We start from the raw sequence: 15,519 nt of genomic DNA, 5'->3' as shown, positions 1-15,519 counted from the left end.
AATCGGCCTTGGTCGCGCGCATCTTGATCGCGATACCGACGACCTGGATTAATTCGCCGGCATCCGGTCCGACGATGTGACATCCGAGCACACGATCGGTCGTGCCATCAACGATCAGCTTGAAGAACGAACGCGTGTCGCGCGCGGCCAGCGTCGCCTTCATCGGCCGGAAGCTGGTCTTGTAGATATCGACCCGGTCGAAGCGGCTGCGGGCTTCGGCTTCGGTCAGACCGATCACGCCGACTTCCGGCTCGGAGAAGACCGCCGTCGGAATGTCGGAATGGTCGACCGCAATCGTCTTTCCGTCGAAAACCGTATCGGAGAAGGCATGGCCTTCGCGGATCGCCACCGGCGTCAGCGCCACACGGTCGGTGACATCGCCAACGGCATAGATCGAGGGCACGCTGGTCTGCGAATAACGGTCGACCTTAATCGCGCCCTTCTCGTTCAGCGCCACGCCAACCTTCTCAAGACCGAGCCCGGCGATATTCGGCCGCCGCCCGGTCGCGAACATGACCTGATCGACCAGCACGCTTTCATGATCGGACAATTGCACGCACAAGCCGCGATCGACTTTTTCGATGCCCTCGACCGTCTTGCGCGTGACGATGTTGATGCCGCGCTTGGTCATCTCGTTGCGCAAATGCTCGCGCACGTCGTCGTCGAAGCCGCGCAGGATGTTGTCGCCGCGATAGACCAGCGTCACCTCCGAGCCGAGGCCGCGGAAAATGCCGGCGAATTCCACCGCGATATAGCCGCCGCCCTGAATCAGGATGCGTTTGGGCATCTGTTTCAGGTGGAAAGCTTCATTCGACGAGATGACATGCTCGATCCCGGCGATATCGGCACCCGGATATGGCCAGCCGCCGGTCGCGATCAGGATGTATTTCGCGCGCACCACCTCGCCAGTGGCGACCAGCCGCACGCGATGGGCGTCTTCCAGCACCGCACGGCTGCGCACGATCCGCGCGCCCGAGCGTTCGAGATTGGTGACATAGGCCGCCTCGAGCCGGTCGATCTCGCGGTCCTTGTTGGCGATCAGCGTCGGCCAGTCGAATACCGGTTTGCTGTCGAGATGCCAGCCATAGCCGGCCGCATCCTCGAAATCATCGGCAAAGCGCGACGCGTAGACCAGAAGCTTCTTGGGCACGCAGCCGCGGATCACGCAGGTGCCGCCGACGCGATACTCCTCGGCGATGGCAACCTTGGCGCCATAAGTGGCGGCAATGCGCGCGGCTCTGACGCCACCGGAGCCAGCGCCGATGACGAAAAGGTCGAAGTCGAAGTTTGTCATTACCTGGCCTGACTTGAATTCTCTGCAGCTTATTGCGGCGCGGGCTGCGGCGCCTGCTGCGCCTTCATCTCCTCCGCGATCTTGTTGGAATATTTCATGCCGATTTCGGCGCCCTTCTTCATCAGTTCCGGCGTCTTGGCGACGAACTTGGCGCCGGGACCCGAACGATAGAAATCGGCGACGGCCTTCATTTCCTCAGCCGTGAACGTCTCGGCATAGAGATTGGCGAAGTCGGTGATCATCTGGTCCTGGTAGGCGAGAAGCTTCTTCATGCTCTCGTCGAACTGATCTGACATCTTCTTGCCGGCTTCGGAGGAACTGGCGTTGGCGCCTTTCGCGAAACCGCGCGTCATGGCTTGCGCCATGCCATCCATCTGCTTGGTGACGCCGGTGACTTCAAGAAGATCGCGGGCGGCGGCCACACGCGCGGGGTCGGGCTCAGCGGGCTTGGGGTCTTCAGCGAAAGCTGCGCCGGAGAAGAAAACAAGGCACAGCGCAATGATGCGGAGGGCGTGGGGCATGGTCATTCGTCCTCTTCGAAATCGTCGTCTATCCCGGATATGACTTCAACGCCTTTGGGGCCGGCAACGATGCCGACGTCTGCAATTCCCAAAAACAGGCCCGTCTCGACGATGCCGGGCACAAGCTTCAAAGCGTCGTCAAGGGCTTCGGGATCCTCTATCGCGCCAAAAGAACAGTCGAGGATGTAGTTGCCGTTATCGGTAACGAAGGGTTTGCCATCCGCACCGGTGCGCAGTTTCACCTCGCCTTCGCAGCCAGAGTCGGCGGCGAGCTTGATGACGAGCTGCTCGGTGGCGGCCAGCCCGAAGGGGACGACTTCGAGCGGCAGGGGAAAGCGGCCCAGCGTTTCGACGAGCTTGGAATTGTCGGCGATGATGACGACGCGGCCGGAGGCGACGGCCACGATCTTTTCGCGCAGAAGGGCGCCGCCGCCGCCTTTGACGAGGCGCAGATCTTCATCGAGTTCATCGGCGCCATCGACCGTCAGATCCAGAAACGGCGTCTCATCCAGCGTCGTCAGCGGGATGCCGAGCGCGGCGGCCTGAGCGCGGGTTGCTTCCGAGGTCGGAACGCAGGTGACCTTGAGGCCGGCTTTGACCTTCTCGCCCAGAAGGTCCACGAATTTCGACGCCGTCGAGCCCGTGCCGAGGCCGAGCTTCATCCCGTCTTCGACGTACGTCAGCGCCTGCTCTGCTGCTTGTCGCTTCCAATCGTCAGTGCTCATTTCGGCCTCGAACTTTGTGAAAATCAGCGCCCTCGCGCGGGGACCTCTCTAGGCTGCGGACGCGGCTCTTTCAAGCCAGCGGCTGCTGCGGGTCCTCGTGACACCGTGACAGGACCAGCGGGCGTCACTACGCTGCCTTGAAAACGCGAGGAGAATTCATGCAGGGCTGGACAATCGTCTTCGACCTCGACGGTACGCTCGTCGATACGGCGCCCGATCTTGCGGAGGCGACGAATCACGTTCTCTCGACGCTTGGCCTTGACCGCATCGACGAACTGCAGATCCGGCCGTTCGTCGGGCACGGCGCGCTGGCGATGATCGAGGGCGCGGTGAAGGCGCACGGGCGGAAGCTGTCGGAGCGGGAACTGCACGATCTGTTCGAAGTGTTCATTATCTATTACACGGCGCATCTCGCCGACTACAGCGTTCCCTACCCGCACGTGATCGATACGCTCGAGCGGCTGAAGGGCGAAGGCGCGACGCTTGCGGTGTGTACGAACAAAATGGAGATGCAGGCGCGCGCCGTACTCGAGGCGATGAAGCTCGACCATTATTTCTCGGCGCTCACCGGGCGCGATACGCTAGGCGCGTACAAGCCCGATCCCTTACACCTCACCGGTACGATCGCGCGGGCCGGTGGCGCTCCCCATGCGAGCATCATGATCGGGGACAGCGAGACGGACATCAAAACGGCGAAGGCGGCGCAGGTGCCCATCGTGGCGGTGAGCTTCGGCTATAGCGTCGATCCGGTGGCGTCGTTCGGGCCCGATGCCATCATCGACGATTACCGCCACCTGCCGGACGCTCTGAGAAGATTTCTCGGAACCGCCGTCAATACGTGAGCACCCGGCAGTCGCTCGACATGATCTCTTCTATGAAGTGCGCGGCTCCGAGCACGCCGCTGCATTCGGGGATGAGATCTTCCTTGCGCATGGAACAGACGTCGAGCCCCGGTGAGAAGCAGTAGAACTTCACGCCCGCCGCGTGCCCTTCCTTGATGAAATCGTAGATCGAGCGCTTTTCGTCGGGCTTGATGCGGATGGCCTCGGCGGCGCCGGCGCGAAGCAGCTTGGCGGCCGTGCCGGTGCAGACGACCTCGACCTGATAATCCATGCCGGCGGCGACGGCGGCCTGGAAGAGCGGCGCGCTCAACCCCTCCCCGCTCTGCGGATCGGTGTTGGCCAGAATGATCACGAGCTTCTGGGGCATCGCGGCCTCTCGTTGCCGATGACGATGCCGGTAAGACTACGCTTATGGCGCGGGCGGCCGCAACCGCCGACGCCTTATCGCAGCGCCCGCTAGACGTCGTGGCCGCTGATATAGCGGCGGTAGACGAGAATTGTCGCCGGCAGGAAGACGAGATCGGCAACGAGGGACGCCATCAGCGTCACACCGCAGACGAGCCCGAAAAGACGGAGCGACGGCAGCTCGGAGAAGACCGTTACGCCCAGGCCGAAGGCCAGAACGATGGTCGTCAGAATGATGGCGGGACCGACGAGCACGCGGGCATTGCGGATCGCGACTTCGGGAGGCACGCCCGGCTTCTCTTCAAGCCGCAGACGATTCATGAAGTGAATGAGCGCATCCACGCCCAATCCGAACACCACGATCAACGCGACGACGGAGGAGAATTCGAGCCCGCCTGAGAAGAACCACAGCATCGCGCCCGTCGTGACGACCGGGAAGAGACCCGGCAACAGGCTGATGAAGCCGACGAAGAACGAGCGGAACGCGATGGCGAGCAGGACTGCCGCGATGAGCACGCAGATCGGGATGCTCTCGTCGAGCTGCGAGATCATGCGGTGGCTGTTGCGGGCGGCAATCGCGGGCAAGCCGGTGACCGAGATCTCATAAGCCGGATAGGCTTTGCGGACCGGATCGAGCGCTTCGTCGACCTTATGGACGAGCGGCAGGATTTGGCTGGCGTCGACGTCCGGCAAGCGGCCGGTCACGAGCACGGCATCCTGCTCTTTCGCAATGAAGCGGCGGACCAGGTGGTCGGGAAGCAGTTTGACGTACTTCTGGATGGTCTCGACGTTGTCGTTGCCGTTTTCGCGGAGCCAGCGGCGGAGGCTTTCGAGCGACCAGACGTTGCCGAGGCCCGCGGCTTTCTCAAGCGCGAGGTGGGTTTCCTCGATCACCTTCAGGGTGCCCGGATCATAGAGGCTGGCGCCGTTCTTCCATTGGATCATCACATGGAAGGGATTGGCGCCGGTGAGCTTCGAATCGATGCGGCCGGTGGCGGCGAGCGCCTGCTCGCGGTCCGGCACCTGATCGGCGAGGCGGTAACGCGGCTCGAGTTGCAGATGGAGCGAGGCGAAGTAGACGAACAGGCCGATGCCCAGAAGCGTGTAGATGACCGAATGCTTGATCACGCGATCGACGATGGCGCCGACGAACGTGCCTAGCGCATCCATCATGCCGTCGGCGGGTGCGTGGTCGCGCGCCAGCGTCTTTTCATTGCGGATGAAGAGAAGCCCGAGAATCGGCAGGACGACGATCACGGCGACGAAGGAGATGCAGACGGCCATCGCGCCCGCTTCGCCGAACGTGCGGATGAGACCCGATTCGGAGAAGAGAAGAGCGAGGAACGCGAGAAGCGTCGCGCCGTGCGCCAATACGCAGGCGGGGCCGACGACGTTCACCGCGAACGTCACGGCTTGCAGCTTGCTGTCGCCCTCGCGCAGGCGGATGCGGATGGCGGACACCATCTGCATGCTGTCGGCGAAGCCCATCACCAGGATGAGCGGCGTCATGACGTTGAGGAAGAGGTTGAGCTTGAAGTTCAGCCAGCCGAGCAGCCCCAGCGACCAGCACACCGCGATGACGGGCGGCAGCGCCGCGACGAGCATCAGCGATACGCGGCGGAAGAAGAGCGCGGCGATGGCGGCGCCGAACAGCAGGCCGAGGCCGTTGTAGACGATCTGATCGCGCTCGACGGCGTTGCGGATTTCAAGTTGCATCACCGGTGCGCCGGCGAGCTTTACGCTGAGGCCTGCCGGTTCCAGATCTTCCTTCGCGGTCTGCTCGATGTCGCCGATGACGGTTTTGGCGGACTTCTCCGCGACCATCTCGCGATTGAGCGAGAGCACCATGAGCGCGAGCTGACCGTCTTCCGACAAGAACTTGCCTTTGACGATGTCGTTCGTCTTCAGCGCTTCCAGGATCTGGTCGAACTCGGGTCCGTCGGGCAATTCATCCGGTACGATGGGCGGCGCGTATCCCGTGGGATCGGGCTTGCCGCGGGCCGACAGCATCGAGACGATGCCGTTGACGCCGTCGGCCAGCTGCAGATCGGCGGCGGCGGTTGCGAAGGCCTTGAGGCCGTCGTGGGTCAGCAGGTTCTTGCCTTCGACGACGACCAGCACATCGTATTCGCTCGACGGGAAGCGGCGGTCGATCTCTTCGTAGGTCTTGAATTCGGGCGTGTTCGTGCGGAACAGCTCAGACAGGCTGTCGTCGACTTTGAGGCGCGTCAGGCCCGTGACCGCCGCGGCGGTGATGAGCGCGACGATGAGCGCTGCGAGGATCGGCGCTTTGATCCCGATGAGGCCGAGCTTGTTCAAGCCCAATGAGATCAGATGCGGGCGTTGCGGCTCCGTCGGCGTCAAAGCATCCTCCCCAACGACTTCGATCTAAGAAGCCGCCCAGGCGCCCCCTGCAATCGTCTCGTGTTTGACGGGAGACATCGCATTTTGCTGGGGCTGGGTGCAAGAACTACATGGCGGGCAATCCAGGCATATCTTCGCAGTATTGAAGCGTGCGGCGCGCAACCGACAACTTTTGCTAGAGACAGGCGTGGGTCCCGGGTGGCGTAAGTGATTCGCAGAGTTCACTTGCGTGATGGCTGCCGGTTATGGAAGAGGCTCAGTGGCGATCTCCCCCTCCTCCGGATCAAGGATCCTCCATGCTCAGATTCCCGTCTTTTCAGCTTGCCGCCGTAGCCTTCCTTGCGGCAATCGCCGTGACGTTCGCGGGCGCGAACAGCGCCTTTGCGATGAAGAAGATGACCGTCGGCCCGGTTGCGTTCGACGTACCCGACGATTTCAAAGCAGCCGCCGGTGGTGTCCCGGCCATACAGCAGGATGCTTCCGGAATTACGATCGAGGTGGCGGAGCTTCCGACGATGGCGCTGCAGGAATTCAAGGGCCAAGCGTTTCTCGATTTTCTCGCGAGCCTCAAATACACGAACGCGGCTTACGCCGACGGCGCGTTGAAGCGCGAGGGCTCCTACACGTACGTGCTGGCGGACGCCAAGGGGGACAAGGGTCCTGAGTCGCGGTTCCTGCTCGTCATTGGCGGGGAAGGCCGCGCGGCGATCGTGACCGCTTATGCGCCCAAGAGCGAGATCGAGGCCGGCCGCGCGAGCCGCGCTGCGATCGAGGCTATTCTCTCCACGGCCACGGTCGTTCCGGGTGCCGCGAAGCCGTAATTTTTGGCTGAGCGGGCAGAGGTGGGTCCCGGGTCTCGCAAGAGGGCTCGCCCGGGATGACTAACCTAGGGTTACAGAATCAGGCGGCGGGCGATCCTGGTGGGGACTCGGCCGTCCCTATTGTGCCGAGGTGGGTGAACTTGAAGCCGCTCGAATATTTCAGGCCATAGCCCAGCATCCGGTCGAAGGCGATGTGCGAAGCCCAAATGACGGCGAACCAGGGAAGCAATGAATTACCGAGGAGGAAGCCCGCACCACCCAACAGGACCGGCCCGACATAGGTGTGGGCCGTGTTGTAGACGGCAGCCCCTATACGCGCGCCCACGAGATAGCCAAGCATGCTGAGGTCAGGAACGAGGAAGAGCGCGCCAAAGAGCCACCAGGAGTTCCCACTCCACGCGAAATAGGCAAAGGCTAGGGCGATGAATATTGCTGCCGCCTCAAGGCGCAGCAGCATACGGGGCCCGGCTTCAACTGCGTTATCGATAGGCTTTGACATCAATTCGGTCCATCATCTCAAAAGAGCTGGCGCAAAATCAAACTAGGACATTTCAGGCGAGCAGACCGCTTGACAGGTCATCGCGGCGCCTCGCATATGGCGTTTCCCAAATCGGGCGGTTAGCTCAGCGGTAGAGCACACGCTTCACACGCGTGGGGTCATAGGTTCAATCCCTATACCGCCCACCATTCTTAACATCAGAGACCAGGGACCGCCTTTCGCAGCGCGATAGGGCGTATGGGCGCTTCATTCTGCCACTGAGCAGCATTTATCCCGATTTCGCCACACTCAGTGCGAATTCGGCCATGAAGCGGCGTCACTAAGTTAGCCGGGGTTCCGAGGGAGAATTACAAAATGTCTATCAAGGGAATGAGCGTCGCGCTGTTCTCACTGTGCGCGATTTTCATGTCCGTGCATGAAAGCCGCGCTGCATCCGCGCCGGAAATCGATGCGGAAGTGCATGAGACGCTGGAGCGGTTTTTCTACAAGGTTGGGGGCGCGCGCGAACTTGCGAGCAAGGCGGCAGGCATTCTCGTCTTCCCGTCGATCGTGAAAGCCGGCATCGGCTTTGGCGGCGAATACGGCGAAGGCGCCCTGCTCATCCATGGCCGCAACGCCGGATACTACAATTCGGTATCGGCGTCGTTCGGGTTTCAGCTCGGCGTGCAGGCGCGGTCAGTCATCATCGCGTTCATGACACCGGAAGCGCTCGAGCAATTCCGCCTCACGGCCGGCTGGAAGGTCGGCGTCGACGGGTCGGTTGCGATCATCACGGTCGGCGTCGGGGGTTCGGTCGATACCAACAAAATTACGAGCCCGGTTGTCGGGTTCGTTCTCGATCCCAAGGGTCTGATGTATAATCTGACGCTCGAGGGTTCGAAGATCTCACGTATTTCGAAGTAAGTCCGGAATCGTAATTTTTGGCCGGGTTGTTCCCTGCGGAACAGCCCGGCTGGTCAATTTGAGTGCAGCTTCCTCCGTTCACGATGGAGCATGCATGCGAAATTCATTTTTGAAGGGTTGCGCGTTTTGCGCGGCCGTTTTTATCGCCGTGGGCATTACAAGCGGCGCGGCGCACGCCGATCTCTATGTCTTCGATACGCGGCGGACGGAAGTCCGCTTCGTCTATACGGTCGGATTGTTCGTGAAGCAGAAAGGGCGCTTCGCGCGTGTCGACGGCAGCGTGCAATTCGACCAGAAGTCGCCGGAGCGGGCCCGGGTCGTTGCGAACATAGCGACTGATAGCCTCTCGACCGCCGAGCCGTTGATTGATGCCGAACTGAAGGGCAGCGATTTCTTCGACGTCGCGGCCGAGCCCGTGATGACATTCAAAAGCCGAAGCGTACGCCCGACCGGCCCGGATACGGCGGTGATGACGGGCGACATCACACTGAAGGGCATCACGAAGCCGATCACGTTGGCGGTTTCATTCCAGCCGGATGAGGATCCGGCGCTGAAGAACGCAGCCGACGCGGAGACGTTCGTGGCGCGCGGGCGGCTGCAGCGGAGCGCTTTCAATATGACGGCCTATCGGGCCCTGGTGGCCGATGACATCGAGATCGAGATCCACGCCATCATCCGGAAGAAGCGTTAGTCCGGATTTGAGATTTTGGATGCGCCGGTAACGAGCGCCTCGCCTGCGGCGTACGGAGCTTGTGTGCCTCGGGCGCGTTGCCTCATCGGGCACCAAACGCGGCATCAGCGCAGCCTCACTGCCGGAGTGATCCTCATGTCATTGCCCAGCAAAGCGTTTTTGAAATTCGATCGATGGTTCTACTGGCTCACGGCAACGGTCGCGGTGTTCGGCCTTTTCATGGTGCTGAATGAAACCCGGCCGGCCGCTGAGGAAGGGGTTCCTATTCCTGCGCCCATTGCCGACGAGCGCGCGGCGCCCGCGTCTGGTGCGGAGACAGCCGTTCTCGCGGGCGGCTGCTTCTGGGGCGTTCAAGGTGTTTTCCAGCACGTCAAAGGCGTGCTCAGCGCGACGTCGGGCTATACCGGCGGCAAACAGGAAGATGCTCGCTACAGTGCTGTGGGAACTGGCGATACGGGGCACGCGGAATCCGTGCAGATCAGGTTCGATCCGAAGACCGTGAGCTACGGCAAGCTGCTGCAGATCTACTTCTCGGTGGCGCACGATCCGACGTTGCTGAATCGCCAGGGACCGGATAGCGGCACGCAATACCGCTCAACGATTTTTCCGCAGACGCCGGAGCAGGCGCGGATCGCCGAGGGCTATATCGCTCAGCTCGGGGATGCCCACGTCTTTCCGGCTGCGATCAAGACGACGATCGAGCCCGGCCGCACGTTCTACGCGGCCGAGGACTATCATCAGAACTTTCTGACGCTGAACCCGACCTATCCGTACATCGTCATCAACGACATGCCGAAGGTCGAGAACCTGAAGAAGCTCTTCCCGGACAACTACCGGGCCGATCCAGTGCTGACGCCGGTTTCGAAATCAACGAACTGAAGCCGGTGCCCGCACCTTATCAGGCGTTGCGGGCGATGGGCTCGAGATCCTCGGTGTAGATCGAGTACATCGGCTCATCCTGCAGGATGACGTCGGTGTATTCGCCGTAGCCGTTGAAGCGCGTGGCCATGGCGCGCGCGTAGGCGCCGAGGTTACCGATCTCGATGTAGTCGCCTTCGCGAACGGAGGCGGGCAGCATGAAGGGTCCCTTCATGTGGTCGATCGAATCGCACGTCGGCCCCCAGAACTCGAACGGCTCAAGCGGCTCGTTCGGGTCGAGACCCGGACGGATCAAACGAACGGGGAAGATAAACCCTAAGTGCGCGCTGTCGAACAGCGCGCCGTACGAGCCATCGTTGATGAAGAGCTGATTGCCAGGCTTCCTGAGATCGACCTTCACGATCAAGCTCTCGGCTTCGGCGACAAGCGCCCTGCCCGGCTCGCAAATGAGACGGCAATGCTCGGTCACCGGCATCTTCGCCATTGAAGATTTGATGACGTCGATGAAGTCCGACAGGCGTGCGGGAACGCTGTCAGTGTAGCGGGAGGGAAACCCGCCACCGATGTCGATTGCGTCCACGACGACGCCGGCCTTCACGATCAGCTTTTTGACTTCCTCGAACGCCATTGTGTAGGCGTCGGGCGTCGTCGTCTGCGAGCCGACGTGGAAGGTGATGCCGAGTTCGTCAGCGACCTGGCGCGTTTTGACGAGCAGGCGCTGCGCGCGCTGGCCTGTGATCCCGAACTTATGTTCGAGGGGCACGCGGCTGTTCTTGGCCGGCACCGAGACGCGCACGAAGAGCTCGAGATCTTTCGCGCCTTCGGTCTCCTCGACGATCTTCTGCAGCTCCTCCTCGCTATCGAGGGCGAAGCATTTGATGTCGTAATCGAAGTAGGCGCGGCGGATCGCGTAGCGCGATTTCACCGGATGCATGAAGTGAAGCCGCACGCCTGGAATGGTCGCTGCGTCTTCGAGTTCGGCCACCGAGGCCACGTCGAACTGCTTGATGCCAGCGCCATAGAGCGCGCCCAAGAGGAAGACAGAGCTGTTTGCCTTGTAGGCGTACGCGACTTCGCCCGGGAAATTGTTGATGAACCAGCGGGCGGCGCGGCCAGCGGCATGCGGGCGCGCAGCGAAGACCGGAAGATCCGGCTTCATCTCGGTCACCATTTCGAGGGCGGTGGCAAACTTCTCCATCGCGAAAGAACCTCCTGCGGAAGAACTATCCGGTTTCGCTCGCGGCAGCCGAGCTATGTCGGCTCTGGATGCAATGTTGAAGGGGTGCATTTAGGTATCCCGGCTCCCGCTGTAAAGCCTTTCACAACCCAAACGCCTGCCAAGGTTGCCGGATTCTCTCTGCAAAGCGAGTGCATGGAGAGAATGACGCACCGGCAGATGCCTTTCGGCACCAATCACCATGACTGTTCGATGACGGGAGACACGCGTTCAGGCGATCTCAACGCACGAGATCGCCTTTTAGCTGCGACCGAGAACGAGAACTGCATGGCCGTCGCGCAGCGAGGTGGAGCCTGCCACGTCCGGGCGCGGCACGGGAATCGTTTCGCCGCGATCCTGCTGACGGCGAAGAGCGCCCGTTCGTGCGATGCGGGCACGCTCCGCCTTCTCGGGGTTCGTGCGCATTTCCCACTCCGTCACGAGCGTGTCCTGGAGGAAGTTCTCCCAATTGCCGAGCACGGTGAAACGCTGGCGTTCGAAATCGTGTTCAATGCCGACGGGGGGTGCGGATCGCGTCGAGCAGCGCCCCAGGATCGTTTCGCTGCCTTCGGCCTTGTAGCGCAATTGGAAGGGTGCATCCGGCGGCGGAACGCTGACGGCTTCGCCCGCCGTGACGAGGTTGTCGCGCTGGAAATCGCTCGGGAAAAGTACCGTGCCGACGCCCGTTTCATCGACACTGATGATGGTCAGGTAGCAGGCGCTGTCGGCTTCGGCCATGATCGTGACGACGTCGCCCGGCTGCGGGCGCGGTTTGTCGATCCACATCGTGAGGCCGATCGAGGACTTTGCTTCGCGCAGAAAGCCACCGGATGCAACGGTCTCGCCCGGCGTGTCCTTCCCCTTCAGAAGCGAGAAGAGGCGTTCGACTTCCTCGCGTGACAGAACGCCGTGCAGAAGCCGTCGCGCCAGAGGTGCGGCAGCGCCCTTGGCTTCAGTCAGTTCCTTCAAGAATTCCTGCCGCTCCAGGCCGGTCTCACCCAACGCCACCTCGAAGTCGGCGCCTTTGCGATAGCGATGCGCGAGGCCCGTCACGATTTCAGCGCCGTGCACGCTCGCATCGAGATCGACGCCTGCGATCTTCGCAGCGGCGCGATAGCGATCCCAGCCGCCGAGCATCAGCAGCGCGTTCTCGCTGTCCGTCCCAAACAGCGGAAGCGCCGCGCGGCGGTCCGGTGTCATAGGGCCCGCGGCAATGTCGATTGGGCCAGCGGCGCGGAAGTCGTCCTTGGCCTGAACCAGTCCCTGCGTGTGGCAGGCGAAGCAATTGGTTCCAGCTTTGGTCGCGGGTTCGACGGAATTAGCGCCGATGCCTTTGTAGGGCTTCTCTATGCCGGGCAGGGCGTCGTCGATGCGGTTACCGTCGGCATCGAAGAGCGCGAAGGCGTAAAAGCCGTTCGGCAGCGCGAAGAGCGCGCGAATCTGATCCGGCCGGAATGGTTGCTTCGCCGTCGTTGCCGATTTCGGTCCCTGCGGATGCTCGAAGATGTTCTGCTCGCCGCTGCTCGTGGCGAAGTCGTAGGCGAGCCAGAGGCCAGCGGTTTTGCCCGGATGCCGTTCGATCAAGCGATTGCCGCGCGTGACCGGGCTTTCGCGAACGGCGAGACGGCGCACGGAGCCCGCTTTGATGTTGGCCGCGATGTCGGTGCCATTCATCTTCGCGAGGTCTGCGAGCTTCGCGGGAAGGCCGAGCAGCGCATAGTAGAGCGGCGTATCGCCGGCCGCGGCAGCCAGCCAATCGCCGTTGACGACGACGGCGCTGGTGCCGGCGGTCTTCACCACATCCGGCGCCACAGTATGGATGAGTGCTGGCGGATAGGCCTTTTCAATCGGCTTCCAACGCGCCTCATCCCAGCCAAAATCCCCAAGACGGAAGGAGAGGAGCGTTCCGGCGCTGTCGAGCGGCGTCAGCTTCACAGGCTCTGGCGCCCAGGAGAGGCTGTTCATCAGCTTGTTCAGCGCCATGGCGTAGGCGGACATTTCTGCCGGCGTCGCACATGAGTTGTAGAGATGGACGAGCGAGATGAAGCGCACGTCCTTGCCTTGGTCGCGCTCGAGCCGTTGGGCTTCGCGCATCAGGTTATCCAGTTCGGTCGGGCGCACGGGCTGGCGTGACGGGCAGCTCTGCACGGCGGGCGGCAGATCCTTGATCCAGCGGCGAATGGCCTGGATGTCGTCGGGCGTCGGCTCGGGCTTGGCCTCCGGTCCGGTAAAGACGTCGAGGGGCGCGTGACGCGTTTCGAATACGTCGTAGAGGCGCGAGGCGTCAGGAAGCCCCGGTCTCACCAGAACCGGATCCCGCGCCTGATCATCAATCGCCAAAATGTTTGCGAGATTGCCCGATGCGAGCGGCTGCTCGAGCTTGCCGGTCTGATGGCAGCGGGCGCAATGGGTCTCCAAGACCGAATAGGCTTTCGCCGCGCGCGGCTCCTCGGGACGCTGTGGAACGGCAATGGCCGTGCTCGCGCCGAGGAAGGCCGCAACTTGCGCGCCCGCGCCTGTGCTCGCGAACGCGATGCCAAAGGCTGTCGCGGCCAAGCAAGCGCCAAGACCCAGGTATTTCGACCGCACGTGCTGAGAGCCCCCGCCCCTGCTTCTTTTATTTTCGCCGCTCCTATAGGCGCGGCGCGGCGTCTTCGTGGCACGCGACTAAAGCGGCGCCGTTAAGAGAGATGAAGAATTCGTTAAAACGCACGAAGACGAGTTAGGCATTCCGGCAGTTGCAAATCGACCGCTATGCAAAGTTCGGTTACAAGAACCTTACCTCATTAGATCAAACCGAGGCGGGCAGATAAATGGACCTCAAGATGGCGGGAGAGCGGAATTCGCCAGCCGACCGTCTGGCACTGGCAAGCATGATCGTGTGCTTCCTGGCCACGGGAGCGCTGCTCATCGGCACTCTCGCGGCCGGTCCTTTCGATCAGCACCCGCGCGGACAGATCCCTAGCACCACCACGACCCACTAACACTTTCCTTTCGAACCTTCCCGAACCGATCCTTCTATTTCCGATCCATTCCGATCTCTAAAGGGCCCTTCGCATTCTCGCGCAGGGCCCTTCTTTTGTGCACTTAGGGCGCGCCACCGGCGGCGCCCGTGCTTTTGACGAGCACGATGTAGCCGTTGGCCTTGAGCTCGGAGACGACCTGCTCGAGATGCATACGGTCGCGCGTTTCGATGACGAGGTTGAGCTCCGTGCCTTTCGCGGGCACGTCCGTAAATACGCGCTGGTGATAGACTTCGACGACGTTGGCGCCGGCCTTACCGATGATGCCTGATACGCGCGCAAGCTGGCCCGGACGATCGGGAATATCGATGGCCAGGCGCGAGAGGCGGCCGTCGCGTGCGAGTTCGCGGGTCAAGACGCTGGCGAGCAGCCGCGTGTCGATGTTGCCGCCGCAGAGCACGAGGCCGATCTTCTTGCCCTTGTAGAGCCTGTTGGCGCCAATGAGCGCTGCGAGGCCTGCGGCGCCTGCGCCCTCGACGACCGTCTTCTCGATGGTGATGAGCAGCGAGACGGCGCGTTCGAGATCGGCTTCGGAGACGAGCAGAATATCGTCCACCAGCTCTTCAATGATCTGCTGGGTCAAGCTGCCCGGCGCGGTGACGGCGATGCCTTCGGCCAGCGTGTCGCCGCCGACGGGAAGCTTCGTCTTTTTCACGGCATTCAGCATCGAGGGATAGAGCTGCGCCTCGACGCCGACAATCTTGATCTTCGGATTAATGGCCTTGGCGGCCACCGCCATGCCTGAGATGAGGCCACCGCCGCCGATCGGCACGATCAGGACATCGAGATCGGGCGCCGCTTTCAGCATTTCGATGGCGACCGTCCCCTGCCCGGCGATGATCGCCGGATCGTTGTAGGGGTGCACGAACGTCAGTCCATGCTCGGCGCCATGGCCGACGGCGAAGGCGTAAGCCTCCTCGAGGCTCTGGCCTTCGAGAATGACGTTGGCGCCGTGGCTGCGCGTGTTTTCGACTTTGATCGTGGGCGTCCAGGCGGGCATGACGATGGTCGCGGGAATGCCCAACCGATGTGCGTGGTAGGCGACGCCTTGCGCGTGATTGCCGGCCGACATGGCGATGACGCCGTTCTGGCGCTGCTCGGGGGTGAGCGACAGAAGCTTGTTGAGCGCGCCGCGTTCTTTGTAGGACGCGGTGAACTGCAAGTTTTCGAACTTGAGCCAAATCTCGGCGTTCAAAAGCGCGCTCAACGTGCGGCTCGACTCGAAGCGCGTGGCAATGACGGCCCCGCGGATGGCTTCGGCAGCGCGGACGACGTCGTCATAGGCGACGGCAAGCTCGGGAGGGTTAATCGTCGCTAGTTTGGTCATACTCTTCCG

Annotated in this window: 15 protein-coding genes and 1 tRNA gene; 7 read left to right on the top strand and 9 right to left on the bottom strand. The window is 62.1% G+C overall.

The window, feature by feature from the left end; translation table 11 throughout:
- The 3 genes from gor to rpiA all read right to left on the bottom strand — a co-directional run.
- Positions 1 to 1,294 (bottom strand): glutathione-disulfide reductase (gor, locus tag VFG26_RS16045; RefSeq protein ID WP_325027033.1); only part of this gene is annotated, 1,294 nt, incomplete at its 3' end.
- A 29-nt stretch (positions 1,295 to 1,323) separates the two neighbouring features.
- The gene (locus VFG26_RS16040; RefSeq protein WP_325027032.1) at positions 1,324 to 1,821 is read right to left on the bottom strand and encodes a DUF2059 domain-containing protein; all 498 of its coding nucleotides are present in this window, start codon (positions 1,819 to 1,821) and stop codon (positions 1,324 to 1,326) included.
- Positions 1,818 to 2,540, bottom strand: a complete 723-nt coding sequence (gene rpiA, locus VFG26_RS16035) for a ribose-5-phosphate isomerase RpiA (protein ID WP_325027031.1) — start codon at positions 2,538 to 2,540, stop codon at positions 1,818 to 1,820. The genes VFG26_RS16040 and rpiA overlap by 4 nt, the downstream gene beginning before the upstream one ends.
- Before the next feature lie 158 nt (positions 2,541 to 2,698).
- Between rpiA and VFG26_RS16030 the strand changes: the two genes are divergently transcribed.
- Positions 2,699 to 3,382, top strand: a complete 684-nt coding sequence (locus tag VFG26_RS16030; protein ID WP_325027030.1) for an HAD family hydrolase — start codon at positions 2,699 to 2,701, stop codon at positions 3,380 to 3,382.
- Here VFG26_RS16030 and VFG26_RS16025 read toward each other — a convergent pair.
- Positions 3,372 to 3,749: a DsrE/DsrF/DrsH-like family protein gene (locus VFG26_RS16025; protein ID WP_325027029.1), complete on the bottom strand. Its 378-nt coding sequence runs from the start codon at positions 3,747 to 3,749 to the stop codon at positions 3,372 to 3,374. The two genes, VFG26_RS16030 and VFG26_RS16025, sit on opposite strands and share 11 nt — an antisense overlap.
- Positions 3,750 to 3,838: 89 nt before the next feature.
- The gene (locus VFG26_RS16020; RefSeq protein WP_325027028.1) at positions 3,839 to 6,151 is read right to left on the bottom strand and encodes an efflux RND transporter permease subunit; all 2,313 of its coding nucleotides are present in this window, start codon (positions 6,149 to 6,151) and stop codon (positions 3,839 to 3,841) included.
- A gap of 296 nt (positions 6,152 to 6,447) precedes the next feature.
- Between VFG26_RS16020 and VFG26_RS16015 the strand changes: the two genes are divergently transcribed.
- A complete protein-coding gene (locus tag VFG26_RS16015; RefSeq protein ID WP_325027027.1) occupies positions 6,448 to 6,972 on the top strand; it encodes a hypothetical protein in 525 nt (174 codons plus the stop codon).
- A gap of 79 nt (positions 6,973 to 7,051) precedes the next feature.
- On the opposite strand, the gene VFG26_RS16010 is transcribed toward VFG26_RS16015, so the two are convergent.
- Positions 7,052 to 7,471, bottom strand: coding sequence for a DUF4260 domain-containing protein (locus tag VFG26_RS16010; RefSeq protein WP_325027026.1), 420 nt, complete (start codon positions 7,469 to 7,471; stop codon positions 7,052 to 7,054).
- A gap of 113 nt (positions 7,472 to 7,584) precedes the next feature.
- On the opposite strand from VFG26_RS16010, the gene VFG26_RS16005 reads away from it, so the two are divergent.
- From VFG26_RS16005 to msrA, 4 genes are all read left to right on the top strand, one after another.
- Positions 7,585 to 7,659, top strand: a tRNA-Val gene (locus tag VFG26_RS16005).
- A gap of 166 nt (positions 7,660 to 7,825) precedes the next feature.
- Positions 7,826 to 8,374, top strand: a complete 549-nt coding sequence (locus VFG26_RS16000) for a BPSL1445 family SYLF domain-containing lipoprotein (protein ID WP_325027025.1) — start codon at positions 7,826 to 7,828, stop codon at positions 8,372 to 8,374.
- Positions 8,375 to 8,468: 94 nt separating this feature from the next.
- Positions 8,469 to 9,065 carry a YceI family protein gene (locus VFG26_RS15995; protein WP_325027024.1) on the top strand — a complete coding sequence of 199 codons (597 nt, stop codon included), beginning with the start codon at positions 8,469 to 8,471 and terminating at the stop codon, positions 9,063 to 9,065.
- Positions 9,066 to 9,284: 219 nt separating this feature from the next.
- A complete protein-coding gene (gene msrA, locus VFG26_RS15990; protein ID WP_325027040.1) occupies positions 9,285 to 9,944 on the top strand; it encodes a peptide-methionine (S)-S-oxide reductase MsrA in 660 nt (219 codons plus the stop codon).
- A 19-nt stretch (positions 9,945 to 9,963) separates the two neighbouring features.
- Here msrA and VFG26_RS15985 read toward each other — a convergent pair whose 3' ends face one another.
- Together VFG26_RS15985 and VFG26_RS15980 are read right to left on the bottom strand one after the other, a co-directional pair.
- Positions 9,964 to 11,142, bottom strand: coding sequence for a type III PLP-dependent enzyme (locus tag VFG26_RS15985; RefSeq protein WP_325027023.1), 1,179 nt, complete (start codon positions 11,140 to 11,142; stop codon positions 9,964 to 9,966).
- A gap of 279 nt (positions 11,143 to 11,421) precedes the next feature.
- Positions 11,422 to 13,749 carry a DUF4384 domain-containing protein gene (locus tag VFG26_RS15980; protein ID WP_325027022.1) on the bottom strand — a complete coding sequence of 776 codons (2,328 nt, stop codon included), beginning with the start codon at positions 13,747 to 13,749 and terminating at the stop codon, positions 11,422 to 11,424.
- Positions 13,750 to 13,973: 224 nt separating this feature from the next.
- Between VFG26_RS15980 and VFG26_RS15975 the strand changes: the two genes are divergently transcribed.
- Positions 13,974 to 14,144 carry a hypothetical protein gene (locus tag VFG26_RS15975; RefSeq protein WP_325027021.1) on the top strand — a complete coding sequence of 57 codons (171 nt, stop codon included), beginning with the start codon at positions 13,974 to 13,976 and terminating at the stop codon, positions 14,142 to 14,144.
- Between the two features lie 103 nt (positions 14,145 to 14,247).
- On the opposite strand, the gene VFG26_RS15970 is transcribed toward VFG26_RS15975, so the two are convergent.
- On the bottom strand, positions 14,248 to 15,510 hold the full coding sequence (locus VFG26_RS15970) for a threonine ammonia-lyase (protein WP_325027020.1): 1,263 nt from the start codon (positions 15,508 to 15,510) through the stop codon (positions 14,248 to 14,250).
- Positions 15,511 to 15,519 lie beyond the last annotated feature (9 nt).

The organism is Hyphomicrobium sp. (assembly GCF_035687085.1).
Classification (GTDB): Bacteria; Pseudomonadota; Alphaproteobacteria; order Rhizobiales; family Hyphomicrobiaceae; genus Hyphomicrobium_B.
Note: the sequence above shows the minus strand (reverse complement) of the source record. Positions and strands in the feature narration are given on the sequence as shown.